The organism is Rhizobium sp. YTUHZ044, assembly GCF_051123975.1.
GTDB lineage: Bacteria > Pseudomonadota > Alphaproteobacteria > Rhizobiales > Rhizobiaceae > Rhizobium.
This window is the reverse complement of record NZ_CP101426.1, coordinates 4,131,243-4,155,454: the sequence shown is the minus strand read 5'-3', so window position 1 is coordinate 4,155,454 and position 24,212 is coordinate 4,131,243. Positions and strand designations below refer to the sequence as shown.

The following is a 24,212-nucleotide window of genomic DNA, read 5'->3' as shown; positions in this document are numbered from 1 at the left end:
CCAAAAGGGTTCCCTTTTGGCCGCCGCGAATCGCCGTGTTCCTCAGCGTGGAGAACGCTGTTATCCGAGCGGATATCCCTCTTCGGGATCGGTGACTTCGCTGCCGTTGATCGACAGAGTGTAGCCGCTGGCATTGGACACTTTTGAGACCGAAATGCGGTATTTGACGCCGCCCCGCTCCACCTCCGCCGCAAAACCGTCCCATTCCGACGGGAGCGACGGACGCACATGGAGCCGGCCGTCCTTCAACCGGATACCGAGAATGCCCTCAACGGCGGCGCGGTAGAGCCAGCCGGCCGATCCGGTATACCAGGTCCAGCCGCCGCGCGACGTATAAGGCTCATGCCCATAGACGTCGGCTGCCACGACATAGGGTTCGACCCGGTATTGTTCGGCCGAAGCCTTGTCGAGCGCATGCGTGATCGGATTGAGGATCTGGAAGCAGCGCAGCGCGTCGTCGCCCCGCTTCAGCTCCGCGAGCGCCATCACCACCCAGGTCGCGGCATGGGTATATTGCCCGCCGTTTTCGCGCACGCCCGGCGGATAGGCCTTGATGTAACCGGGATCCCTGGCGGAATTGACGAAAGGCGGCGTGAACAGCCGGATGATGCGCGCCTCCTCATCGACCAGTTGGTCGAGCACGGCATCCATCGCCTTTCCGGCACGGGCCAGGTCGCCTTCGCCGGACAGAACGCTCCAGGATTGGGCGATCGAGTCGATCCGGCATTCCGGGCTCTCCTTGGAGCCGAGCAGCGCACCGTCGTCGAATGTGCCGCGGCGATAGTAGCTGCCGTCCCAGGCCGCAGTTTCGAGCGCCTTCTTCAATTCGGCGAGATGGGCCGACCAGCGCTCCACCCGGGCCGTATCGCCGCGCTCCTCGGCATAGGGAATGAAGGCGCGCAGTGCACCGGCCAGGAACCAGCCGAGCCAGACGCTGGTGCCGCGCCCGCCGATGCCGACGCGATTCATGCCGTCGTTCCAGTCGCCGCCGAGGAACAGCGGCAGACCGTTCGCGCCCTTGCGGGCGATGGCGAGATCGAGCGCCAGGGCCGCATGTTCGTAGACGCTCGCCTTGTCCTCGGAAATTTCCGGCTTGTAGAAGGAGTCGTGCTGACCTTCGAGAAGAGCGGGTCCTTCCAGAAAGGCAAGCTCCTCGTCGAGCACGGTCTTGTCGCCGGTGACGGTGCAATAATGGTGGATCGCGTAGCTCAGCCAGACGACGTCGTCCGAAATCAAGGTGCGAACGCCCGCACCCGTTCCCGGCAGCCACCAATGCTGAACATCACCTTCGCGGAACTGCCGTGAGGCGGCATTCAGAATCTGACGCCGGGCGATCGAGGGTTCGTGCATCAGGAAGGCCATCGTATCTTGCAACTGGTCGCGGAAACCGAAGGCGCCGCTTGCCTGGTAGAAGGCGGTGCGGGCCATGATGCGGCAGCCGAGGCTCTGATACGGCAGCCAGGTGTTGACGAGATTGTTCATCCCGCGATCCGGCGTCGAGATCTGCAGCCTGCCGGTGAAATCTCGCCAGAAGGCGCGGTTTGCCTCGACCGCATCGTCGAACGAAGACTTGCTTATATCGGCGATCAGGGCGCGCGCTTCTTCTTCCGTCGGCGTATCGCCGAGGAAGAAGGTGACGTCGCGCTCCTCGCCGGCCCCGAGTTCGATATCGATCGCCAGAGCCGCAGCCGGATCGCCATCCAGTTCGGTGACGCCCGAAAGCGGGGCTGCGGAGGTGACGGCCTGAGGCATCTGGATCGTGCCAGCCTTGCCGATAAATTCGCGCCGGCTTGCCGAGAAGCTTGAAAGCGTCTCGCTCGCCGCGAAGAAGGCGGTTCGGTTGGAAAAATCGATGCTGTAGGGATTGGTGGCAAACAGCGCCCCCGTCTCCTCGTCATGCTTCGACAGGATGAAGGGTGCGGTGCGTCCGGGATTGCTGCCGAGAACCCATTCGACGTAGCCATAGAGACGCAGCTTACGGCCGGTCGAACCGGTGTTGCGCAGGCGCAGGCGCTGCAGTTTCACCGGCTTCTCGCGGTCGATCGTCTGTGTCAGCTCGAGCGCGATCTCGTGCTGAACGGTGGAGAAGACCGAATAGCCGAGCCCGTGGCGGGCTTCGAAGCGGATATCCGGCCGGCGCGAAAGCGCTGCGAACGGAGTCATGACGGCGCCGCTTTCGAGATCGGCGAGATAGAAGGCCTCGCCCGATCGGTTGACCACCGCATCGTTCGACCAGGACGTCAGCTGATAATCGCGCGAATTGACGCTCCAGGTGAAACCTGCGCCTTCGGCCGACACGTGGAAACCGAACCTGTCGTTGGAGATGACGTTGATCCAGGGCTGGGGCGTCGCATGACCTCCGGGCAAGCGAACGACATATTCGCGGCCATCGCGGGCAAAGCCGCCAAATCCGTTCCAGAAGTCGAGGTCGCCTTCCTCCTCGATGGCAACGGCCGGCATCACGGGCGGCGGCACCGGTGCGATGCGCTTGACCGGCGCCCTGTTGCGCTCGGCGCGCTCCATCTCCTGCAGTTCGTCCTTCGACGGTGCAAACAGGGCGACGGCGCGGTTGATCTGGTCGACCACCTTGCCGTTCTTCGCATGCAGGGTGACGCGGGAAGCCGCGATCAATGCCTTGTAAGTGTTCTCCTCCATCAGGTCCTTGCGAACCGCGAAAATATGCTGGCGCAAGCCGTCGGCCTGGCCCATGCGGCGTACGTTCTCGCACATGGCGTCGAGCGCGTGTTGCATGTCCTGCGCATAGGAAGAGGCGCGTTCGTTCATGATGACGAGATCGGCGGTGACGCCGCGCGAGCGCAGATATTCCTGCGCCAGCAGTGCCTCGCGGGCGATATCGAGATCCATGTCGTCGTTGACACGCAGCGTGAAGATCGGAAAGTCGCCGGAGATCGCCAGCGGCCAGAGCGCCGATTGCGATTGCAGGCCGGCCTCGACCGTCGCCTCATCCTTGCGCAGCTGCATGTCGGGATAGACGAGGTAGCGCCCGAGATGCTGGAAGGCGGCCGCCTGCTGCGAGGTGACGCCGACATGGCGCATCTGCACTTGCGTGCGCGTCCAGGCCTGGACGAGCTCGTGGTTGAAGGCGTCGGGATGACGGTAGCGATTGACCGCCTTGTCGACCTCGTCGCGGCTTGGCGCGGCGATCGTCCAGAAGAAGACGCTGACCTTCTTGCCGGCCGGCACCCGCACGGTGCGGCGCAGCGACATCACCGCATCGAGCGTGAAACCGTCGCTGCCGGAAAGTGTGGCGCCCGGATCGAAGGCCGCCGCATCGGCGAGGCTGCGGCCGCGACCGATGAACTTGCGCCGGTCGGTTTCGAATTCGGTGTGACGGGTGTCGCCGGCATTGTCGACGATCAGATGTGCGAGGCTGATATTCGGCTCGTTCGGATCACGCTTGTTGCGTTCGGCGCGGATGACGTCGCCGCGCTTGCCGATCTCGGTCTTGACGAACATGCGGGCGAATGCCGGATGTGCGTTGTCGGTATCATCAGAGGTGATCACCGGTTCGAGATAGGACGTGACTTCGATGAAACGATCTTCCCCACCCATGTTGAGCAGGGTGACGCGACGGGCTTCGGCATCGTGCTCGGTCGCGATGATGCACTCCACCTCGCTCGTCAGATCGCCGACCGTCTTGGTGAACTGTGCCTTCTCGTCGGCGAATTCGACCTTGATCTTTTCGCCCTCGACACCCTTCGGCTCCGCTGTCGCCGACCACCATTCGTTGGTGGCGGTGTCGCGCAGGAAGATGAAGGTGCCCCAGCGGTCTTCGGTGGGATCGGCCTTCCAGCGGGAAACGGAAAGACCATTCCAGCGGGAATAACCGGCGCCCGTCGCCGTCAGCATCATGGAATAATGGCCGTTCGACAGAAACACGAGTTCGCGGTCGCGCGAAAGGGGATCGCTGATCTTCCGGATTTCCGGCCGCATGAGATCGTCCTGGATGCTGGCCGGCGTATCGGATTCATGCTTGCCGCTCATGACGGGAATGTCGCGCGGCGCCTTTTCCTGCAGCAGAAGCTCCGCCGCCTCGATCACCGGATCGGAGTGGAAGAGTTCGCGCAGATGGCCGTTGAAGGCGACGTTGGCGACGGCCGCGATCGACATGCCGTGATGGTGGGCATAATAATTGTAGACCACCGCGCATTTCTTGCCTTCCGGCACGCGCGTCGGCGTGAAATCGACCGCGTCGTGGAAGCCGAACTTGCCGAGCGCGCCGACCTTGCGCAGTCTCTGCAGGTTTTCGAGTGCGCCGGGCGGGTCGTACTGGCTGGCCAGCAGCGAAGCATAGGGCGCGATGACGGCATTGTGGCCGAGGCCTCGCTTGAGGCCGAGCGTCGGCACGCCGAAATTCGTGTACTGGTAATTGAGGTTATGGTCGCGGGCATTGAAGGCCGCTTCCGAAATGCCCCACGGGATACCGAGCTTGCGGGCATAATTCATCTGCTCGACGACAACCAGATTGTTCGTCTGGTTGAGAATACCCCCGCCACGCTCCTGCATGACGAGCGGCGGCATCAGATATTCGAACATCGATCCGGACCAGGAGACCAGCGCGCCGCGTGATCCCACAGGCACGACCTGGCGGCCGAGACGGTACCAGTGTTCCGTCGGCAGATCGCCCTTGGCGATGCCGAAGAGGCTGGTCAGGCGGCATTCCGAGGCGAGAAGGTCATAGCAGGCCTGGTCGAGCTCGCCGCTTTCGACGCGATAGCCGATCGACAGCAGGCGTCGCTCCGGCCGGAACAGGAAGCCGAAATCCATTGAAAAGGCGAGATCGCGGGCCTTGTCGCGTAGCGCCACCAGGCGCGGCCTGAGCGCATCGACTTTGGAAAGGTCGAAGGTGCTGTCCGATATATGCGCCTCGCAGACCTTCACCAGCGATGCCGCCCATTGGGTGACTTCCTCGCTCTGCTTCGACTTGACCTCATGATCGAGATTGGCGGCGAGCTTCTCTATGTCGCGTGCGAGAACGGCAAGGTTGATGATGCGGATCGAGGCGAATTCGTGCTCGCGCTTGACGGCGGCAAGCGCATTCTGGAAGCCGACGATGCGTTCTTCCAGGCGTCGGCGCAGCGGGCGCACGGTCTTGCGGTCGTCCGGCAGGTCCGCCAGCACTTCGCCGAGGATGCCGGCCGTGTCGCCGACGCCGTCGAGATTGCCCTGCATGTGGGCTGATGGCGCCTCGGCCCAGTTGCGGCAGGCCGAAGAAATGGCGATCAGATGGCCGGCGAGATTGCCGCTGTCGACGGCAGAGACGTAACGCGGCCCGAGCGTCTGCAGCGTATCGGTGTGATACCAGTTGAACAGATGGCCGCGGAATTTCTCCATTTTGTCGATCGTAGCGATCGTCTGCTCCAGCCGTTCGAGCGTCTCCTCGAAAGAGAACCAGCCGAAATGCCGGCCGGAAACGACGGAGAGCAGGTAGACGCCAATATTGGTCGGCGAGGTGCGCGCCGCGACGATGACGTGCGGCGTTTCCTGGATATTGTCCGGCGGCAGATAATTCTGCTCGGGGGTGGTGAAGGTCTCGAAATAACGCCAGGTGCGCCTGGCGATCTTGCGCAGTTCGCTCGACACGGAATCGGCGACCTCGAGCCGATCCTCGGTCTCGGCCGACTGGCTGACATACCAGGCGACGACAGGCGAAAGGATCCATAAGAGCGCGAAGGGGATCCCGACGAGGAAGGCGTTGTCGCCGGGGAGCGCCGCAAATCCGAGCGCCAGCAGCGCCAGTACCGGCGCATGCCACATCTGCTTGTAATAAGAGGCGAGGGTGCCCTGCCCGCCGGCCTGGACGCTGGCGGCGGTCCGCCACTGCAGCATCAGCTTGCGGCTGACGAGCAGCCGGTAGAGCGAACGGCCGATCGCATCCGCCATCATCGCCGCCGAATCGGCGATGAAGACGATCCGCAATGCGACCTGCGCATTGGCGGCGGTGATATCCGACCAGACCGTATAGAGATGGGCGCGTGCGACGATATCGCTGGTGCGCGGGATGATGCCGTTGATGAGCGAAAGCGTCGGCGCCACGAACAGGCAGAAGATCAAGAGAATCTGCCAGACGAGCGCGCCGAGCGGACCCATGGAATACCAGCCGAGAACGGAGGCGAAGAACCAGGCGATCGGCGTCAGCGAACGGCGCAGATTGTCGAACATCTTCCAGCGGCCGAGGGCCGTAACGCCGTATTTCGGATTGAACATATAGGGCAGGAGCTGCCAGTCGCCGCGCGCCCAGCGATGCTGGCGCGAGGTCTCCACCTCGTAGCGGATCGGGAAATCCTCGACCAATTCAAGATCGGTGACGAGCGCACAGCGCGCCATCGAGCCTTCGAGAAGGTCGTGGCTGAGCACCGAGTTCTCCTCGATCCGGCCCTTCAGCGAGGCTTCGAAAGCATCGACATGATAGAGACCCTTGCCGGTGAACGTGCCTTCGCCGGCAAGATCCTGATAGACGTCCGACACGGTGAAGACATAGGGGTCGAGACCGCGATTGATCGAGAAGACACGCTGGAAGACCGAGGCATCCTTGCCCGTCGTCAGCGACGGCGTGACACGCGGCTGCAGCACGCCGTAGCCGCTCTCGACGCGGCCGGTCTTCGGATTGATGACCGGGCGGTTGATCGGGTGATAGAGCTTGCCGACGAGCTTGGTGACGGCATCGCGCATCAGGCGCGTGTCGGCATCGAGCGTCATGACATATTGCACATTGGCCGGCACGGCGTTGGCGCCGGGCAGATAGGTCGTGTCCCGGTCGCCGCGCAGCAGCATGTTCAGCTCGTGCAGCTTGCCGCGCTTGCGCTCCCAGCCCATCCATACGCCTTCCGAGGGATTGTAGAGGCGACGGCGATGCAGCAGGTAGAAACGGGTTTTGCCGTCGTAGGCATAGCGGGCGGAAAGATTGGCGATCTCGCGTCTTGCGTAATCGAGAACCTCAAGATCGGCAGGCGTCTCCTCGACATCGCTGTCGGGCCAATCGCTGAGCATCGCGAAATAGATCTCTCCACGCGGATTGGCGAGATAATGAACCTCGAGATTGCGCACCTGATCGTCGACGCTGTCGCGGTTCGAGATCAGGCAGGGCACGACGAGCAGCGTGCGCGCATCCTCCGGAATGCCTTCCTTGAACTCGTAGCCGACGAGGCGGGCAGGCGTCACGAAGAAGGATAGCAGGGTATTAAAGAGACCGGTTGCGCCCTCCGAGGCCGGCAATGAGAACATGATCAGCAGGATTGCGATCTCGATTGCGCCCATCCCGGCACTTGCCATGAACCTGCCGACGATCGCCATGGCGATGATCGTCAGCAGCATGACGGGCAGCGCGATCGACAGCCAGTTGAACCGGCGCACGGCGCGCACGAAGTGCTGGGTGATCGTCGGGCGATAATTCGCCCGCGCCTCGAGCTTCGGCCGTTGCGCCCCTGACAGGAAGCCGCCGACATTCGGCTCATGCGGCCGCGGCTCGTCGGAGGCCTTGGCGGCCTCGGTCATGTCGAGCGCCAGCTGGGCGATTTGCATTTCGGTCAGCGGCGAGCGCTTGGCCAGTTTCTCGATCTGCTTGCGGTATTTGTTGCGCGAGCCGGAATCGAGGATGCCGTAATCCGAATGCTCCCAGAGCAGCTTGTCGACATGGCTGACCTGCTCGACCCAGACCGACCATTCGGTATCGTCGATCTCGCGCAGGCTGCGGATGATGTTGCCCATCGTCACGTTGCCGGAAGACAGACGGCTGTGTTCGGCGGTCGTCGCCTCTTCGGTATTGCGACCGAGCTCTTCCAGGCGTTCATCGAGCCAGGTGATTGCCAGGCTCGAAGTTTGCGAGCCGTCACGCAGGCGATAGAGGAACTGCGTCGAGAAGGTATTGTCTTCGGCAAGCGGTTCCAGCGTTTTCAGATAGGCGGCAGCCTTGACCGGATCGGTCAGGCGCACCAATTCGTCGGCCGCCTCGTTGGCGCGGCGGCGCAGGCGGCGGCTCGCTTCGACACGGCTCGAAATGCGTCGAAGGTTTTCCACCAGCACATAGCGCACCAGCGAGGGCAGGGCCCAGAGTTCACCGATCCTCAGCGTCTCGCTGGTCTGGAAGCCGTCGACCAGCGCCGTCAGGCTTTCCTGCGAGATCGTGCTGTGGGTATGGGCGACGTAGAGCCAGGCAAGCACCAGCGTGCGCGGAATGTCGACGCCGCCGACACGCATGGTCGGCAGTTCGCGGTAGAAGCGGCGGGGAAAGTCGCGCCGTACCTCCTGGATCGCCTCTTCGACGATGTAGTGATTGTCCAGCAGCCATTCCGCCGCCGGCGTGATCGTCTCTCCGGCCTCGACGTCGGTTGCCGTGGTGCGGTAGACGCGCAGGATTTCCTTCTCGTTTTCCTTGTGGCGCGCGAAGAAATCAAAGGCGGCGAAAGCCGGCAGCTTGTCGACGCCGTTGACGGCGACCGCTTCGCCCATCGCCTTGATGTCCTCGATGGATAGATAGTTCGAGCGGATCGAATCATTGTGATCGATCTGCTTCGTATCGGAGTCGCGTGGAAGGCTCGGAGAAAGATTGGCAATAGACATGGGTTCGGTTCTGGATCCAAACAAAGTTATGGCTGTTTTGCTCAGCCTTTTGCACTGCTTATCATGACTGCTACATGAACGGGGCCCGATTCTTCGAAGATCGATGAAGCCGGGGTGAATGACGTCTGGGCCAAGCGATGTAACCGGGCGTAGCCTTGGTCCAGCGCGAAGGTCGATCAATACCCTCTCCGCAAAACCATGGCGAAAAGTTGGACATTCTCGCGATAATTCAAGTCAAGAATCGTGAGCCGAACGAGCCCGCGCGCTTGCGGCGCAAGGCTGAGCGCCGAGCATGTCGCCACCTTGAGGACTGGCAGGAGCTTTTCGATAAGAGGAAGGTTCGCCAGATCATCGTCTGGCCGCGCTTTGATCGGGCTTGCCGCGAGCGCGGAACGCGCCGCATGGATGGGCGCACGCAGCCCCGGCATCGTGCCGAGGCCTATCATCCGCCGACTATCCGAGGACGCCGCAGACCATTGCCACCACGAACAGGAATGCCGCGGTGAAGATCGTCCCATGGAGCACCGTCTGAAGCCTGTGGCGCGTCGCGTGCGGCTTCTTGGTGGCTACCGAACCATAGTGGTTTACGTGAGTATGCGAAATACCCAGCTCTGCCATGTGTCGCCTCCGTTGTTCTCGTGCGGCCGGTTGTGCGGCTCGCTGTTATATTTCTTATTCCCTATCAGGTAGGTAGAGATAAATTTCCGTCCAGAGCGAGCGGAAGAGAAAATTCAACCGCTCTTCAGCAGAGCGTGCGCCATGCCCAGATCAAGGAGCGCTCGATGGCGTTCTCGTTCTGCTGCAGATCGGAGGTCTCGGTCCCGATCAGGCGCCGGTGCTGTTCCGCCGGCATGGAGACCGTGGTCTGTTCCTTGCGATCGGCTCTCACCGGAGGATCGAGGTAGCCCATGGTCATCCCACCGAGAAAGAACATGCTTCGACCTCCATGATCACGAAAGCTAACAATCGTTAACAGGATCATGACAGAAGCCGGGCTGCTGTCAATAGTCTAGTCGATTGGTCGTCTTTTAAGGGAACCTTATCCTTAACGCCGCCACCAGCCTTTTCTTTTCAATGGCTTGAAATGATTGCCTTTCAGGCTTTGACGAAGCCCCTGCTCGCGATCATCAAATTTTTCGTGTAATCCTCCTGGACCGAGCCCCGCGCCAGCTCTTCCGAGCTCAATCGTTCGACGACGGCGCCGTTGCGCATCACCGCGAGCCTTTCGCACATATGGGTGATGACGCCGAGGTCATGGCTCACCATGACGAAGGTGAGCTTGCGGTCGCGGCGGATCTGTTCGAGCAGGTTCAGTACCTCCGCCTGCACCGAGGCGTCGAGCGCCGACGTCGGCTCGTCGAGCAGCAGGATCGACGGTTGCACGATCAGCGCTCTGGCGATCGCCACACGCTGTCGCTGACCGCCGGAAAGCTGATGCGGATAGCGGAATCGGAAACCATTGCCGAGGCCGACTTCGTCGAGCGCGCGGGCAATGCGCTTGTCGCTGTCGGTAACGGCGTGGATCGCAAGCGGTTCGAGCAGCAGCCGGTCGATCGTCTGGCGCGGATGCAGCGAGCCGTAGGGATCCTGAAAGACCATCTGCACGCGCCGATAGAAGGCCTTGCTGCGCTTTGAACCTTTCAGCTCTTCGCCGTCGATGTGGATCGCGCCGCCGCTGATCGGCGCGAGTCCGGCAACGGCGCGCAGCAAGGTCGATTTTCCCGACCCGGATTCACCGACGAGGCCGAAGGATTCACCGCGTTCGACGCTGATGCTGACATCCTTCAGCGCATGAAAATCGTCGTAGACGACACTGAGATTGTCGACATGGAGGGCTGCGCTCATACCGCCCACTCCGGCTTGCGGTCGAGCACCGGCAGCGGATGGCGGTTCGCGCCGATCTCCGGCATGCAGTTCAGCAGCCCCCTGGTATAGGGATGCTGCGCATGTTTGAGATCGGCGGCCGCGAGCTCTTCGACGATCTTGCCGGCATACATGACGATGACCCGGTCGCAGAAGGAAGACACCAGTCTCAGATCATGGGAGACGAAGATCAGCCCCATGCCGCGCTCGGAGACCAGTCTGTCCATGATCCGGAGCACATCGAGCTGCACCGTCACGTCGAGCGCCGAAGTCGGCTCATCGGCAATCAGCAGTTCGGGTCCGGCGATCAGCATCATGGCGATCATGGCGCGCTGTCCCATGCCGCCCGAAACCTCGTGTGGGTGCAGGTCGAAGACGCGTTGAGGATCGCGGATCTGCACCGCTTCAAGCATGGCGAGCGCCCGTTCGCGCGCCTCCGCCTTGCCGATCTTCTCATGAGTGCGGAGCGTTTCGCAGATCTGCCGTCCGATCGTCATGACAGGGTCGAGCGAATATTTCGGATCCTGCAGGATCATGGCGATGCGCTTGCCGCGCAACCTGCGCCTTTCGCTGGCGGATGCCTTGAGGAGATCGATGCCGCTGAAATCGAGCCTGTCGGCTGTGACGATGCCGTGTTTCGGCGTCAGCCCCATGATCGCCCGGCCGGTCTGCGACTTGCCGGAGCCGGATTCGCCGACGATGCCGAGCCTTTCCCTGCCGAGCGTGAAGGAGACGCCGCGCACCGCTTCGATCAGGCTGGTGCGGGTGGGATAACTGACCTTGAGCCTGTCGACCGTCAGAAGCGTCGTCATTGGCCGCTCTCCTTCGGATCGAGCGCGTCGCGCAGGCCGTCGCCCAAGAGGTTGAAGCCGAGGCTGACAATGAGGATGGCGATGCCGGGCATGGCCGCGACCCACCACTGATCCAGAATGAAGCGCCGGCCAGAGGCGATCATCGCGCCCCATTCCGGCAGCGGCGGCTGTGCGCCGAGACCCAGAAAACCAAGACCGGCCGCCGTCAGAATGATGCCGGCCATATCGAGGGTCACGCGCACGATCAGCGAGGAAATGCAGAGCGGCATGACATGACGCACGATGATGCGGAACGGCGAGGCGCCCATCAGCTTCACTGCCGAGATATAGTCAGAACGCCGGACCGTCAGCGTCTCGGCCCGAGCGATGCGAGCATAAGGGGGCCAGGAGGTGATGGCGATGGCGATGACCGCGTTCTGGATGCCCGGGCCGAGAGCGGCGACGAAGGCGAGCGCCAATACCAGTTTCGGAAAGGCAAGAAAGATATCGGTGATGCGCATCAGCGTCGCATCCACCCAGCCGCCGGCATAGCCCGAGACCGTGCCGACGATCAGCCCGATCGGCGCGGAGATGATCGCGACGAGCGCGACGACGAACAAAGTCAATCGCGATCCATAGATCAGCCGTGAATAGATGTCGCGGCCCTGATCGTCTGTGCCGAGCAGATAGCCGGCCGTTCCCGGCGGCAGCAGGCGGGCATTGCGGAGATCGCCGACGACGGGGTTGTGTGTGACGAGCAAATCCGCGAAAGCGGCGACGAGGAGCAGGGCGATGATGATCAGCAGGCCGACGACGGCGAGCCTGTTGGCCGTGAACTGCCGCCAGGTGACGTAAGCGCGGCCGAGACGGGCCTGCCTGCGCGATTGCGGCCGGTCGGAAAGCAACCATTCGCGGCGGCTCATCGCAGGAGAGGGGCTGGCAGGAGCCGTCATCGGTTTCGCGTCCTCGGATCGAGTGTCCGGTAGAGAAGATCGGACAGAAGATTGATGCCGATGAAGATCGTCCCGATGACGATCGTGCCGCCAAGGACGGCGTTCATATCGGCGTTCTGCAGCGAATTGGTGATGTAGAGCCCGATGCCCGGCCAGGAAAAGACGGTCTCGGTCAGCACCGATCCTTCGAGCAGGCCGGCATAGGAAAGCGCGATGACGGTGACGAGCGGCACGGCGGCGTTGCGCAGCGCATGGCCCCAGATCACCCGTGGTTCCGAAAGCCCCTTTGCGCGCGCAGCAACGATATATTCCTGCGAAAGCTCGTTCAGCATGAAGCTGCGGGTCATGCGGCTGATATAGGCGAGCGAGAAATAGCCGAGCAGCGAAGCGGGCAGGATGATGTGGCGGAAGACGTCATAGAAGACGTCCCATTGCCCCTGCCAGGCGCTGTCCAGAAGATAGAAGCCGGTGATCGGCGTGAACGTATATTCGAAGACGATGTCGATGCGGCCGGGGAAGGCCACCCAACGCAGCTGGGCATAGAAGATGACGAGCGAGATCAGCGCCAGCCAGAAAATCGGCACGGAGTAGCCGACGAGGCCGATGACGCGCACGACCTGGTCGGCGATGCTGCCGCGGCGCACGGCAGCGAGAACACCGAGCGGCACGCCGACGCAGGCGCCGATCAGCGTTCCCAACGTCGCGAGCTCGATCGTCGCCGGCATGACGCGGCGGATGTCGACCATGACAGGATTGGTCGTCAGCACCGAGTTGCCGAAATCGCCGGACAGGATGCCTTTGATGTAGATGTAGAACTGCTGATAGAGCGGCAGGTTGAAACCCATCTCCTGGCGCACCCGCTCGACGACATGGGTGGGAGCGCGGTCGCCGAGGATGGCGAGCACGGGATCGATCGGCACGACGCGGCCGATGAAGAAGGTGACGGCCAGTAGGCCGAGATAGGTGGTGACGGCGGCGAACAGGAACCGTCCCAAAGCCTTGGCGAAGGCCCCGGCACGGCCCTTTCGGGGCCGCGCCTCTCGTGTGGTTTCGATGGTGCTCACGCCGCTAATCCCGCCGGATTATTCCTTGGCGATCGGACCGACGAAGTTGGTGTCGAAGCTCGGACCCAACTTGAAGTCCTTCAGATTCTTCCGGTAGCCGGCGACCTCGGTCTGCTGGAAAATGATGACGAAGGGGCTGTTGGCAAGGAACTTCTTCTGGACGTCCTGATACATTGCCGCGCGCTTGGCGCCGTCGCGTTCAAGGAGAGCTGCCTTTGTCTGCTTGTCGAGTTCCGGCGCCTCCCAGGTGTTGCGCCAGGCGAGCGTCTTGACTGTGCCGGCATCGGAGTTGTCCGGATTGCTGGTGAAGGTGTCGGCATTGGAGTTCGGATCGAAGTAATCCGAGCCCCAGTTGCCGATATAGATGTCATGGGTGCGGGCGCGATATTTGGTCAGCGTCTGCTTGCCGTCGCCGGGGATGATTTCGAGCTTGACGCCGGCCTGCGCCAGAGTCTGCTGCATGGATTCGGCAATACCTGTCACCGGCTGCGTATTGCGCACGTCCATCGTCACCGAGAAGCCGTCCGGAACGCCAGCCTTGGCAAGCAGCTCCTTGGCCTTGGCGACGTCAAGCTTGTAGGGGTTCTCGTCGAGCGCGCCGAGTTGGCCTTTCGGCAGGAAGGTCTGATGGATTTCGCCGATCCCCTTGATCAGGGTTGCGCCGATTGCATCGTAGTCGACCAGATACTTAAAAGCCTCCTGAACCTCGGGTTTCTTCAGATTCTCGTTCTTGTTGTTCAGGCTGACGTAGTAGATTGTGCCTTTCGGTGCACTGGTCGTTGCGAGATCGGCATTCTTGGAAACGGCGTCGATGTCGCCCGGCTCGAGATTGCGGGCGATATCGATATCACCGGCTTCGAGTGCCAGCCGCTGGGCCGAACTTTCCTTCATATAGCGGTAGATGACGCGGTTGAGCTTCGGCTTATCGCCGTAATAGTTGTCGTTGCGCTCCAGCACGACGACTTCATTGGCGCGCCATTCGCGCAGCTTGAAGGCGCCGGAGCCGGCATAGCCGGTCTTCAACCATTCATTGCCGAAATCGTTGTCGTATTTGTGCTCGGCATCCGGCGTCACCGCCTTCACATGTTCCAGCACCAGCTTCTTGTCGACGACGGAGGCGACCGTCGCCGTCAGGCAGTTGAGCACGAAGCTCGGCGCATAGGCCTTGTCGACCGTGAAGACGAAGGTATTGGTGTCAGCGGCCTTGGCCTTTTCGGTGACATTGTCGCCGGTCAGGCCGAACTGGGTGAGGATGAAGGCCGGGCTCTTGTCGAGCTTGACGGCGCGCTCGAACGACCAGGCGACGTCTTCGGCGGTAATCGGATTTCCGGAGGCGAATTTGAGACCTGGCTTCAGCTTGAACGTATAGGTGAGGCCGTCATCCGAGACGCTCCAGCTCTCGGCAAGATCACCCTTCACCTTGGAGGTGTCGGCGAGATCGAGGCGGACGAGCAGGCTGTAGCTGTTGCTGGTGATCTCCGCCGTCGAAAGCTCGAAAGCTTCGCCGGGATCCATGGTGATGATGTCGTCGATGGCAAAACCCTCGACCAGCGTGTCCTTGGGCGTTTCGGCAAAGGCGACGGGTGCCGTCATCATCAAAAGCGAAAGGGCGGCTCCTGCGGAAAGCAGGCGAAAATTGCGGCTGAGCTTGGTGATCATCATGGTCTGTTCCCCTGTTCTTGATTGATTGCGAAGCGTTTTGTCGGTCATATCCCATTAAAACTATTGTCCGTTTTCAGTGCGTCCAGAGGCGCGCGGCGCTTTAGGCGTCGTCCTCGCGCCAAGCTTGCGCCAGAATACGAAGCCAATTTTCACGGGCAAGTTTCGTCAGATCGGCCTCACCATATCCAACCTCCCGGAGAGCGGCAATCAGCTTCTGATTGCCGGCCGCGTCGCCGATTTCTTCCGGAATGGTAGCGCCGTCGAAGTCCGATCCGAGGCCAACGCAATCGATGCCGATGCGGTTCACCAGATAGTCGATGTGGCGGATCATATCGGCAAGCGGTGTGTCGCTGTCCGAGCGGCCGTCGGGACGCAGCATGGCGGTGGCATAGTTGATGCCGACGAGCCCGCGGCTTTCGCGGATCGCATCGAGCTGCCTATCCGTCAGGTTGCGCGCGACCGGCGTCAGTGCATGGGCGTTGGAATGGCTGGCGACCAGCGGCTGTTCCGTCGTTTTGGCCACGTCCCAGAAACCCTTCTCGGTGATATGGGCAAGGTCGATCAGGATGCCGAGGCGATTGCATTCCCGGACCAGCGCGAAGCCGGCATCGGTCAGGCCGGGGGCTGTGTCCGGCGACATCGGGAAGGCGAAGGGCACGCCGTAGCCGAAGACATTGTGCCGGCTCCAGACCGGCCCGAGCGACCGCAGACCCGCCGCATAGAACACTTCGAGCGCCGAAAGATCGGCGCCGATCGCCTCGCAGCCCTCCATATGCATGACGGCGGCAAAGATACCGTCCTCCATGGCGCTGCGGATGTCCTTCACCGTCCGGCAGAGCCGCCAGGCGCCTGCCTGATCGAGCCGCAGCGCAATCGCCGCCATTTCGGTGGCGATGGCGAGGGACGGCAGCGGATCGAGAGGGGTCGCCATCGGCGTGATGTAGCGGCCATCGGCATCCGGATCGGCGAACACAAGATCGCCCGAAGGAATGTAGATGGCGCAGAGGCCGCCGGAAAGACCGCCCTCTTTCGCCCGGCGCGCATCGATATGGCCGGTCGTCGTGCCATCTGCGAACTCCGCGATCGGGTCACTGCCGTCTTTTGAATGTGTCCAGAGTCGAAGGAGAACGTCGTTGTGGCCGTCAAATACGAATTGCATCTGTCTTCCTGCGCTGCCCGAGGCGGGCGTATGACGTGGCAGAATAGAAAAGCTGGCGGGATTCGCCACCTCTTTTTTTTGGTCATCGGCATCGTGGAGCATCACCAGAACGAAACGGGGGCCGAAGCCCCCGTCAAAACTCGGATCGTACTGGCGGAGCTCAATGCTTGCGGCGCTTCTTCTGCCTGTAGACGTCGATGACGACGGCCGCGACGATGATGAAGCCCTTGACGATCTCCTGATAATAAGCGTCGATCCTGAGGAAGGTGAAGCCCGAGGTCATGACGCCGAGAATAATGGTTCCGATGACGGTGCCGGTGATGCGCCCGACGCCGCCGGTGAGCGATGTGCCGCCGATGACGGTCGCAGCGATCGCGTCCAACTCATATCCGACGCCCATGCTTGCCTGCGCGGTTTCCGCGCGTGCCGCCGTGACGATGCCGGCGAGACCAGCGAGCAATCCAGCGATCACATAGACTTTGACGAGGTGCGCTTCGATGTTGATACCGGAAACGCGGGCCGCCTGAGGGTTCGCGCCGATGGCGTAGGTGAACTTTCCATAGCGGGTGTAGCGCAGCGCGATATGGAAGATCAGTGCAACGACGAGGAAGACGACAACCGGCCACGCCTTCGTTCCAATAAAATGAAACTGCTCGGTGATACCGGAAACCGGCTGCCCCTTCGTATACCACTTGGCAACACCTCTGGCGGAAACGAACATGCCAAGCGTTGCAATGAACGGCGGGATCTTCGTATAGGCGATGAGCGCGCCGTTCGCCAGACCCGCCGCCGCTCCGATCAGCAGGCCGATCATGATGGGCACGAGCGCCGGAAGATCGGTCAGCGAAGGGAAGACGGCCCGCCCCCAGGTGGAGGACTGGGCGAAACTGGTTGCGATCATCGCCGTCATGCCGACGACGGAGCCCGATGACAGATCGATACCGCCTGTTATGATGACCTGCGTGACGCCGACGGCGATAATGCCGATGACGGAGACCTGCAGGATCATGATTGTCAGGCGCTGCGAATTCATCAGGAAGCTTTGGCCGATGAACATCCAGCCGAGCGCTTCATAGATCAGCGCGATGCCGACAAGCACCAGGAAGATGCTGAGTTCCGGCGGCATACGCCGCCGTCTCTGCCGGGTTGCGAGCGGGGCCGTACCCTCTGCTGCCTTGGTACTCATATCAAACCTCCCTTAGGCGATCTCAAGCTGCGCATTACCGCGCAGCCAGCTCCATCACCTTGATCTGCGTTGCTTCATCGCGATTGAGGAAACCGGTCACCAGGCCCTCATGCATGACCATGATGCGGTCGCTCATGCCGAGAACCTCGGGCATTTCGGATGAGATCATGATAACCGCCACGCCGTTTCGCGCCATTTCCGTGACCAGCCGATGAATTTCCGCCTTGGCGCCGACATCGATGCCGCGCGTCGGCTCATCGAGAATCAGGATCTTCGGATGGGTGAGCAGCCAGCGCCCGATCAGCACTTTCTGCTGATTGCCGCCCGAAAGGTTTTCCACCCGCTCATAAAGATTGGGGGTTTTCACGCGCAGCCTTTTCGCCATGTCTTCGCAGGTCGCCTCGAGTGCTCCCTGCTGCACGAAACCACCCTTGACAAATTTGTCCTGCAGGACGGCGATCTGCATGTTTTCCAGAATATCCAGGATCAACAGGCAGCCGGTGTCTTTGCGATCCTCCGTCAGGAATGCCATCTGGTGACGGATGGCCTCGGTCGGTGAGGAAATCGTCACCGGCTTGCCGAACAGTTCGATCGTGCCGGAGCTTGCCGGCGTCACGCCGAACAGCGTTTCGGCGACATTCGACCGTCCGGAGCCGACGAGGCCGGCCACACCGAGAATCTCGCCGGCCCTGACCTCGAAGGAAACATTGCGGAAGACGCCCTTGAGACAGAGGTCCTTGACGGAGAGCACGACCTCGCCGATCGGCACCTCTTCCTTCGGAAACATCTGAGTGATCTCGCGCCCGACCATCATGCGGATGATGTCGTCGCGGGTGACGTCGGTCGAGGCATGCGTGCCGATATATCGGCCATCGCGGAAGACGGAAAACTCGTCGGCGATCTCGAAAAGCTCGTTCATCTTGTGGGTGATGTAGACGATGCCGATGCCCTGGGACCTGAGATCGCGGATGATGCGGAAAAGATGCTCGACCTCACGCTCGGTCAGCGCCGAAGTGGGCTCGTCCATGATGAGGACGTCGGAATTATAGGAGACCGCCTTGGCGATCTCGACCATCTGCCGGTTGGCGACCGAGAGATGGCGGACTTCGATATCGGGATCGATATCAATATTGAGCCGGGCAAACAGCTCCTCGGTCATGCTGTGCATCACGCCATGGTCAATGAAACCGAAGCGGTTCTTCGGTTCGCGGCGGATCCAGATATTTTCAGCGACGGTCATGAACGGCATCAGGTTCAGCTCCTGATGGATCATGGCGATACCGTTCTCCAGCGCATCGAGCGGAGATTTCAGCTGGATCTCGACCCCTTTGAGGCGAATATCGCCTTTATCGGGCGTATAGATGCCGGCGAGAATCTTCATCAATGTCGATTTGCCGGCGCCGTTTTCGCCCATCAGCGCATGCACGGAGGCGCGCTTTAGCCGGAACTGCACGTCGTCGAGTGCGACGACGCCGGGAAACTCCTTGCGAACGCCCTCGGCGCTCAAGAGAAACTCCGCATTCGGAACGGCGCCGCTCGCACGCACGGCTGCCATGGTTGTCGGACTGACGGCCATATCATCTCCTCCGGATACGGACAGGCTGAAAGGATGCGGGCAGAGCCCGCATCCCGCTTGGCACTTACCTCAGTTCTTGGTGACGAAGTCCTTGACGTTCTCGGGCGTGACGAGCTGGAAGGGAATGTAGACCTTCTTCTCGGTCTTTTCGCCCTTGGCAATCTTGAGCGCCGTATCGAGCGCGCCCTTGCCCTGGCCGGCCGCGTCCTGGAACACGGTCACATCGAGGTCACCTGCCTGCATGGCGGCAAGCGCGTCCTGGGTGGCGTCGACACCGCCGATAACGACCTTGCTCATATCCTTGCCGGCTGCCTTCAGCGCCTGGATGGCGCCGATCGCCATTTCGTCGTTGTTGGAGATCACCGCGTCGAACTCGATGCCGCTCGAGAGCCAGTTGGTCATCAGGTCGGCGCCCTGGGTACGGTCCCAATTGGCCGTCTGCTCTTCGACGATCTCAAGGCCCTTGCATTCATCGGTCTTGATGACGTCGTGGACATCCTGGGTGCGCATGCGGGCAGCTTGGTTGGAAAGCTCGCCCATGATGACGACGGCCTTGCCCTTACCACCGAGAATGCGGCAGATTTCCTTGGTTTCCAGCGTGCCGGATTCCTGCTCGTTGGAAGCGACGAAGGCCTGCTTTTCCGGAAGCGTGTCGACGTTGACCGGCTGGCGGTTGACGTAAACCAGCGGAATGCCGGCATCAGCCGCAAGCTTCGACATCGCCGTCGTCGCATCGGTATCGACAGGGTTGACGATGATTGCATCGACCTTGGAGGCGATGAAATTCTGGATCTGGCTCTGCTGCTTGGAAACGTCGTTCTGCGCGTCTTCGACCTGCAGCGTGACGCCATCAAGCGTTTTGGCATAATCGGTCATACCGTTGCGCAGAACGGTCAGGAAGTTGTCGTCGAACTTCGCCATCGACACGCCAACCGTCTCCGCGTGGGCGGCCGTCGACATGACGAGCGCCATCGCAGTGCCCAGGATAAACTTTTTCATTTTTACTTCCTCCACAAAGCGGTGCCCGGCTACACCCTCCTCACGCCGGAGCTCCGGGCATCTGCCCTGAAGCCGCAATTTGCTGCGCCGCCTCTCCCGCGGCGTTCCGAAAACGGAACAAACAAACCGTAAAATTTGTTATGCGGAATATTCATTCCATTTTCTGGGAACGACGTCAAGCCTCTCTTTAGCGGCACTCGGGATATTGATGGGGCAATGCATGGGAATTGCGCGGCACACGCGTTCGGCGGCATTGCGCACGAAGTGGGCAGCCTCCATCTATGGGAAGTCGAAGACAGGCTCACAGCTGCAGGCCCTTCGACATCCGCCGCGGCCGCCCATTGAAGATTTTGGAGACAGGACTGATGTCCATTTCGATCTATCGCCTTACCGTTCCGATGTTCCAGCGCGGCCTCGCCAGCCTGAAGACCTATCTCGACAAGGCTGAAGCCTATGCGAAGGAAAAGAATATCGATCCCGCCATACTCGTCTCCGCTCGGCTTGCGCCCGACATGCTGTCGCTCGCCGGCCAATATCAGCGGGCCAGCGACAGCGCCAAGTTCACGCTCGCTCGCCTGACCGCAACCGAAGCGCCGAAGTTCGAAGATAACGAGACGACGATCGAGCAGTTGCGCGAGCGCCTGGCAAAGACCGAGACCTATCTCGCCACCTTTTCTGCGCAAGCGCTGGAGGGCGCGGAAAGCCGCCAGATCACGCTGCCGGGCAAGAGCGGCATCGTACTGCCGGGTGACGAATATATCACCACCTTCGCCCTGCCGAACTTCTACTTTCACGTCGCCACCGCCCACGCCATCCTGCGCAACCAGGGCGCACCGATCGGCAAGCGCGACTATCTCGGTTGATTCAAGGCAAATTCCAGCAAAGGCGCACAGCGGATCTTGCTGGGATTGCGTAAAAATAACCGGGCGTTGCGGTCATTCGAAGAAGACGGAAATGCCCTACCGGGGTCGATGCGTCACCGGCCCCTTTTCCGTCAGCTCGGTATAGGCAAGCGTCTGATCGAGATGCCGCGCTCTCAGCGAGAGCAACTTCTCGGCATATTGAAGTCGGATCGCCGCATAGGCCGGATCCGCCGCGACGTCGTCGAGTTCCATCGGATCATCGCTGAGATTGAAGAGCAGCGGCGGCAGTGCGGCAAAATGCACATATTTGAACCGATCGTCGCGGACCACGGCGAGATTGCATTGGTTCGGCCTCAGCCCGAAATGCCGTTCTGCCTCACCTTTGGCAATGTCGCGGAAATCGAATTCCCAGAATATCGCATCGCGCCAGCCTTCCGAGCGCCCGCCCATGATGAACGGCATCAGCGACCGGCCGTCGAGCCCGTTCTTTGCCTCGATGCCGAGCCTTTCGCAAAGCGTGGGAAAAATATCCGCAGCGCCGGTGAAATCGTCAACGATCCTGCCGGCCGCAACGTTTGCGGGATCGCGGATTATCAGCGGGATATGATAGCTGCCATCGAAGAAGCCGCCCTTGCCGAGCGTCCAATGATCTCCCGCCATCTCCGCATGGTCCGAGGTGAAGATGATCAGTGTATCGTCCCAGGCGCCTGCATCCTTCAGCGCTTGCCAGACCCTGCCGAGCTGCGCATCGACCTCTGAGATCATCCCGTAATAAATCGCCCGGATCGCCGCCAAGTCCTCGCCGCTCCAGGCGCTGAGCGGCCCCTGCGCCCCGTGAATGAAGCTGCCCTTGTCGGAGAGCTGCATGGCATAGGCGAGATAGGGATGAGCCCGCTGTTCTGCTTCGCGATTTTCCGCCCGCGCAAAGGCCGGTCCGTCATCCGGCTTGTACATCCGGTTGAACGGCGCCGGCACGGAAAATGGCGGGTGCGGGCGCAGGAAAGAGACATGCGCAAACCACGGCCGGTCCTGTTCGCCCATCCAGCGAATGAACTCGTCGGCCAGGAAGGCGGTCTGGGTCTCATCGCTGGAGTAGGCTGGCGCCGCATCGGAAATTTCGCCGGCATCAGCACCGACGGGGATATGGATGTCGCGGCTGACGGCATTCAAATGGCCACGTGACCTGAGCCATGAGAGCCATTGCCGCTCATGTTCGGGCAGGAGTTGGCGAGCGGTAAAACCCGGCAACACGCCTTCATAGGTGGTCAGATGCGGGTCAGCCGCATCCATGCCGCGTGGATCGGGCGCCGTGTCGGTATAACCGAACAGCGTCGGGTCGTATCCCGCCCGCCGGGCCGCCAGCGCCAGATTGTCGAAGCGAGCGTCGAGCGGCGAACCATTGCGGCAGACCCGATGGTTCATCTGATAAAGGCCGGTATAGACCGTGGCCCGGGCCGGCGAGCAGGGGGCTGCCCCGGCATAATGCTGCCGGAAGAGCGTGCCTTCGCGCGCCAGTGCATCGATGTGAGGTGTTTTCACACAAGCATGACCGACCGCCGACAGGCAGTCGCCACGCCATTGGTCCGCGGTGATCAGGAGAACATTGGGCCGGCGGAGCTTCTCAAGGCTTTTTGGCTCAATGCTGGTTGGATTTTGCATGCCAATTCCAGGCGGAACGGATGATCTCGGACAGATCATACTGCGGCACCCAGCCGAGCACGTCGCGCGCCTTGTCGTTGTTGGCGACCAGCGTATGCGAATCCCCTTCGCGCCGGCCGATATATTCGACCGGGAAGGGCCGGTTCGACACGTCCTCGATCGCGCCCAGCAATTCCCTGACCGTCGTGCCCGTGCCGGTGCCGAGGTTGAGTGCGACGGAATCGCCGCCCCTCAGCAGATATTCGACGGCGCGCACATGCGCATCGGCAAGATCCAGCACATGGATGTAGTCGCGCACGCAGGTGCCATCGCGCGTCTCGTAGTCGCTGCCGAACACCTTGAAACCCTGGCGACGACCGAGTGCGGCGTCGATCGCCAAGGGAATCGCATGGGTTTCCGGCTGGTGCCATTCGCCGATCCGACCTTCGAAATCAGCACCGGCCGCATTGAAATAACGAAGCACCACTGAGCGCAGGCCCTTGTACTGGTCGTAATCGGCAAGCGCCTGTTCGACGATATATTTGGTTCGACCATAGGGATTGATCGGCACCTGCCGGTGCGTCTCGTCGAGCGGCACGCTCTGCGGCAGTCCATAGGTGGCGCAGGTGGAGGAGAAGACGAAGGCATTGATGCCGGCCGCCTGCGCCGCCGAAAGCAGCGTCAAAGTGCCAATGACGTTGTTTTCATAGAAGGAAACAGGATCCTTGACCGATTCCCCGACCTCGATCAGCGCGGCGAAGTGGAGGATGGCCGCCGGCTTGTGCTTGGCCATCACCTCGTCCAGCCGGGCACGATCGCGAATGTCGCCCTCTTCCGCCGGCCCCCATTTGACGAACTCGCGATGGCCGTTTGAAAAATTATCGAAGACGACAGGCCTATAGCCCTTGTTCGCCAGGTCGAGGCACGTATGCGAGCCGATATAACCGGCGCCGCCGACCACAAGAACCGTTTCACCTGCCATGCACCACCCTTAATGATCAGTGAGAGATGGAAGAAACCTAGACGAGATAGACGTCAATAAAAAGAAGGAACTGCGATTAGCAGGAGCTGACAATACGTCAAATGCCGAAACCGGCGGTTTGCGATTTGGCCGAAACGGCGAAGTCGATCAATTATTCGCGTGATTTGCACGACCGCCCGATTTAAGCGGCTTGTATCATCGGGCGATGATCACCGATCCGCAGCAATCAGCCAGGGAGAACGGGAATGAGGAAGGCATTGATCGTCTGGGGCGGCTGGCCGGGCCACGAGCCGGAACAATGCGCCCATATCGTCGCCGATCTCCTGCGCGAGGACGATTTTGCCGTGGAGGTGACCGGCGATCTCGGGATATTCGGGTCTCCGACCCTGGCCAAGGCGGATCTGCTGGTGCCCATCATCACCGGCGGAACGCTGGAAAAGCCCCATGCTAGCGCCCTGGTCGAGGCCGTACGTGGAGGTCTCGGACTCGCCGGCCATCACGGCTCGCTCGCCACCTCCTTCAAGGAAAGCGCGCCTTTCCGCTACGTCTCCGGCGTCACCTGGGTCGCCCATCCCGGCAACATCATCGATTTCCGTGTCGCCGTCACCCGCCAGGACGATCCTGTCATGGAGGGCATTCCTGACTTCGACTACCGTTCGGAGCAATATTATCTGCATTATGATCCGACGGTCGAAATCCTTGCGACCACCACTTTCACCGGCGCCTACGATCCGGCGGCGCGCAATGTGGTGATGCCCGTCGTCTTCAAACGCCATTTCGGCGCCGGCCGCATCTTCTATTCCGCTCTCGGCCATGTCGCCGCCGAGTTCGACCATCCCTATATGCCGCTCATCCTGCGGCGCGGCCTCGGCTGGGCTGCCCGCCAATAGTATCAG

Annotated in this window: 17 protein-coding genes; 2 read left to right on the top strand and 15 right to left on the bottom strand. The window is 61.4% G+C overall.

Annotated features, from left to right (window positions below; all coding sequences use genetic code 11):
- Positions 1 to 60: 60 nt before the first annotated feature.
- From NL154_RS20365 to NL154_RS20305, 13 genes are all read right to left on the bottom strand, one after another.
- Complete coding sequence (locus NL154_RS20365; RefSeq protein WP_434733257.1) at positions 61 to 8,580, bottom strand: GH36-type glycosyl hydrolase domain-containing protein; 8,520 nt, start codon at positions 8,578 to 8,580, stop codon at positions 61 to 63.
- 176 nt (positions 8,581 to 8,756) lie between these two features.
- The gene (locus tag NL154_RS20360; RefSeq protein ID WP_434733256.1) at positions 8,757 to 9,026 is read right to left on the bottom strand and encodes a hypothetical protein; all 270 of its coding nucleotides are present in this window, start codon (positions 9,024 to 9,026) and stop codon (positions 8,757 to 8,759) included.
- A gap of 7 nt (positions 9,027 to 9,033) precedes the next feature.
- Positions 9,034 to 9,198 carry a hypothetical protein gene (locus NL154_RS20355; RefSeq protein ID WP_020922541.1) on the bottom strand — a complete coding sequence of 55 codons (165 nt, stop codon included), beginning with the start codon at positions 9,196 to 9,198 and terminating at the stop codon, positions 9,034 to 9,036.
- A gap of 124 nt (positions 9,199 to 9,322) precedes the next feature.
- A complete protein-coding gene (locus NL154_RS20350) occupies positions 9,323 to 9,514 on the bottom strand; it encodes a hypothetical protein (protein WP_434733255.1) in 192 nt (63 codons plus the stop codon).
- Between the two features lie 161 nt (positions 9,515 to 9,675).
- Complete coding sequence (locus tag NL154_RS20345) at positions 9,676 to 10,425, bottom strand: ABC transporter ATP-binding protein (RefSeq protein ID WP_210632675.1); 750 nt, start codon at positions 10,423 to 10,425, stop codon at positions 9,676 to 9,678.
- Positions 10,422 to 11,255 carry an ABC transporter ATP-binding protein gene (locus tag NL154_RS20340; RefSeq protein ID WP_210632674.1) on the bottom strand — a complete coding sequence of 278 codons (834 nt, stop codon included), beginning with the start codon at positions 11,253 to 11,255 and terminating at the stop codon, positions 10,422 to 10,424. The genes NL154_RS20345 and NL154_RS20340 overlap by 4 nt, the downstream gene beginning before the upstream one ends.
- Positions 11,252 to 12,187, bottom strand: a complete 936-nt coding sequence (locus NL154_RS20335; RefSeq protein ID WP_434733254.1) for an ABC transporter permease — start codon at positions 12,185 to 12,187, stop codon at positions 11,252 to 11,254. The genes NL154_RS20340 and NL154_RS20335 overlap by 4 nt, the downstream gene beginning before the upstream one ends.
- Positions 12,184 to 13,251 (bottom strand): ABC transporter permease, encoded by a 1,068-nt coding sequence (locus NL154_RS20330; protein WP_434733253.1) that lies wholly within the window; start codon positions 13,249 to 13,251, stop codon positions 12,184 to 12,186. The genes NL154_RS20335 and NL154_RS20330 overlap by 4 nt, the downstream gene beginning before the upstream one ends.
- A gap of 18 nt (positions 13,252 to 13,269) precedes the next feature.
- The gene (locus NL154_RS20325; RefSeq protein WP_210632672.1) at positions 13,270 to 14,913 is read right to left on the bottom strand and encodes an ABC transporter substrate-binding protein; all 1,644 of its coding nucleotides are present in this window, start codon (positions 14,911 to 14,913) and stop codon (positions 13,270 to 13,272) included.
- 100 nt (positions 14,914 to 15,013) lie between these two features.
- On the bottom strand, positions 15,014 to 16,072 hold the full coding sequence (locus tag NL154_RS20320; RefSeq protein ID WP_434733252.1) for a dipeptidase: 1,059 nt from the start codon (positions 16,070 to 16,072) through the stop codon (positions 15,014 to 15,016).
- Between the two features lie 160 nt (positions 16,073 to 16,232).
- Positions 16,233 to 17,258 carry an ABC transporter permease gene (locus NL154_RS20315; protein ID WP_064805578.1) on the bottom strand — a complete coding sequence of 342 codons (1,026 nt, stop codon included), beginning with the start codon at positions 17,256 to 17,258 and terminating at the stop codon, positions 16,233 to 16,235.
- Between the two features lie 34 nt (positions 17,259 to 17,292).
- Positions 17,293 to 18,834, bottom strand: coding sequence for a sugar ABC transporter ATP-binding protein (locus NL154_RS20310; protein WP_210632670.1), 1,542 nt, complete (start codon positions 18,832 to 18,834; stop codon positions 17,293 to 17,295).
- Positions 18,835 to 18,903: 69 nt separating this feature from the next.
- Positions 18,904 to 19,833 (bottom strand): sugar ABC transporter substrate-binding protein, encoded by a 930-nt coding sequence (locus NL154_RS20305; protein WP_210632669.1) that lies wholly within the window; start codon positions 19,831 to 19,833, stop codon positions 18,904 to 18,906.
- Positions 19,834 to 20,198: 365 nt separating this feature from the next.
- Between NL154_RS20305 and NL154_RS20300 the strand changes: the two genes are divergently transcribed.
- Positions 20,199 to 20,696, top strand: a complete 498-nt coding sequence (locus NL154_RS20300; protein WP_221122924.1) for a DUF1993 domain-containing protein — start codon at positions 20,199 to 20,201, stop codon at positions 20,694 to 20,696.
- A 96-nt stretch (positions 20,697 to 20,792) separates the two neighbouring features.
- On the opposite strand, the gene NL154_RS20295 is transcribed toward NL154_RS20300, so the two are convergent.
- Both NL154_RS20295 and galE read right to left on the bottom strand, forming a co-directional pair.
- Positions 20,793 to 22,355 (bottom strand): alkaline phosphatase family protein, encoded by a 1,563-nt coding sequence (locus NL154_RS20295; RefSeq protein ID WP_434733251.1) that lies wholly within the window; start codon positions 22,353 to 22,355, stop codon positions 20,793 to 20,795.
- Positions 22,333 to 23,316: a UDP-glucose 4-epimerase GalE gene (gene galE / locus NL154_RS20290; RefSeq protein ID WP_434733250.1), complete on the bottom strand. Its 984-nt coding sequence runs from the start codon at positions 23,314 to 23,316 to the stop codon at positions 22,333 to 22,335. Before galE ends, NL154_RS20295 begins: the two co-directional genes overlap by 23 nt.
- Positions 23,317 to 23,561: 245 nt before the next feature.
- Between galE and NL154_RS20285 the strand changes: the two genes are divergently transcribed.
- Positions 23,562 to 24,206 (top strand): ThuA domain-containing protein, encoded by a 645-nt coding sequence (locus NL154_RS20285; RefSeq protein WP_221146151.1) that lies wholly within the window; start codon positions 23,562 to 23,564, stop codon positions 24,204 to 24,206.
- Positions 24,207 to 24,212: the final 6 nt, after the last annotated feature.

Bases quoted from the DNA above. Each gene is read 5' to 3' on its own strand.
- NL154_RS20365 (WP_434733257.1), bottom strand. From the start codon at position 8,580: ATGTCTATTGCCAATCTTTCTCCGAGCCTTCCACGCGACTCCGATACG.
- NL154_RS20360 (WP_434733256.1), bottom strand. From the start codon at position 9,026: ATGATAGGCCTCGGCACGATGCCGGGGCTGCGTGCGCCCATCCATGCG.
- NL154_RS20355 (WP_020922541.1), bottom strand. From the start codon at position 9,198: ATGGCAGAGCTGGGTATTTCGCATACTCACGTAAACCACTATGGTTCG.
- NL154_RS20350 (WP_434733255.1), bottom strand. From the start codon at position 9,514: ATGTTCTTTCTCGGTGGGATGACCATGGGCTACCTCGATCCTCCGGTG.
- NL154_RS20345 (WP_210632675.1), bottom strand. From the start codon at position 10,425: ATGAGCGCAGCCCTCCATGTCGACAATCTCAGTGTCGTCTACGACGAT.
- NL154_RS20340 (WP_210632674.1), bottom strand. From the start codon at position 11,255: ATGACGACGCTTCTGACGGTCGACAGGCTCAAGGTCAGTTATCCCACC.
- NL154_RS20335 (WP_434733254.1), bottom strand. From the start codon at position 12,187: ATGACGGCTCCTGCCAGCCCCTCTCCTGCGATGAGCCGCCGCGAATGG.
- NL154_RS20325 (WP_210632672.1), bottom strand. From the start codon at position 14,913: ATGATGATCACCAAGCTCAGCCGCAATTTTCGCCTGCTTTCCGCAGGA.
- NL154_RS20320 (WP_434733252.1), bottom strand. From the start codon at position 16,072: ATGCAATTCGTATTTGACGGCCACAACGACGTTCTCCTTCGACTCTGG.
- NL154_RS20315 (WP_064805578.1), bottom strand. From the start codon at position 17,258: ATGAGTACCAAGGCAGCAGAGGGTACGGCCCCGCTCGCAACCCGGCAG.
- NL154_RS20310 (WP_210632670.1), bottom strand. From the start codon at position 18,834: ATGGCCGTCAGTCCGACAACCATGGCAGCCGTGCGTGCGAGCGGCGCC.
- NL154_RS20305 (WP_210632669.1), bottom strand. From the start codon at position 19,833: ATGAAAAAGTTTATCCTGGGCACTGCGATGGCGCTCGTCATGTCGACG.
- NL154_RS20300 (WP_221122924.1), top strand. From the start codon at position 20,199: ATGTCCATTTCGATCTATCGCCTTACCGTTCCGATGTTCCAGCGCGGC.
- NL154_RS20295 (WP_434733251.1), bottom strand. From the start codon at position 22,355: ATGCAAAATCCAACCAGCATTGAGCCAAAAAGCCTTGAGAAGCTCCGC.
- galE (WP_434733250.1), bottom strand. From the start codon at position 23,316: ATGGCAGGTGAAACGGTTCTTGTGGTCGGCGGCGCCGGTTATATCGGC.
- NL154_RS20285 (WP_221146151.1), top strand. From the start codon at position 23,562: ATGAGGAAGGCATTGATCGTCTGGGGCGGCTGGCCGGGCCACGAGCCG.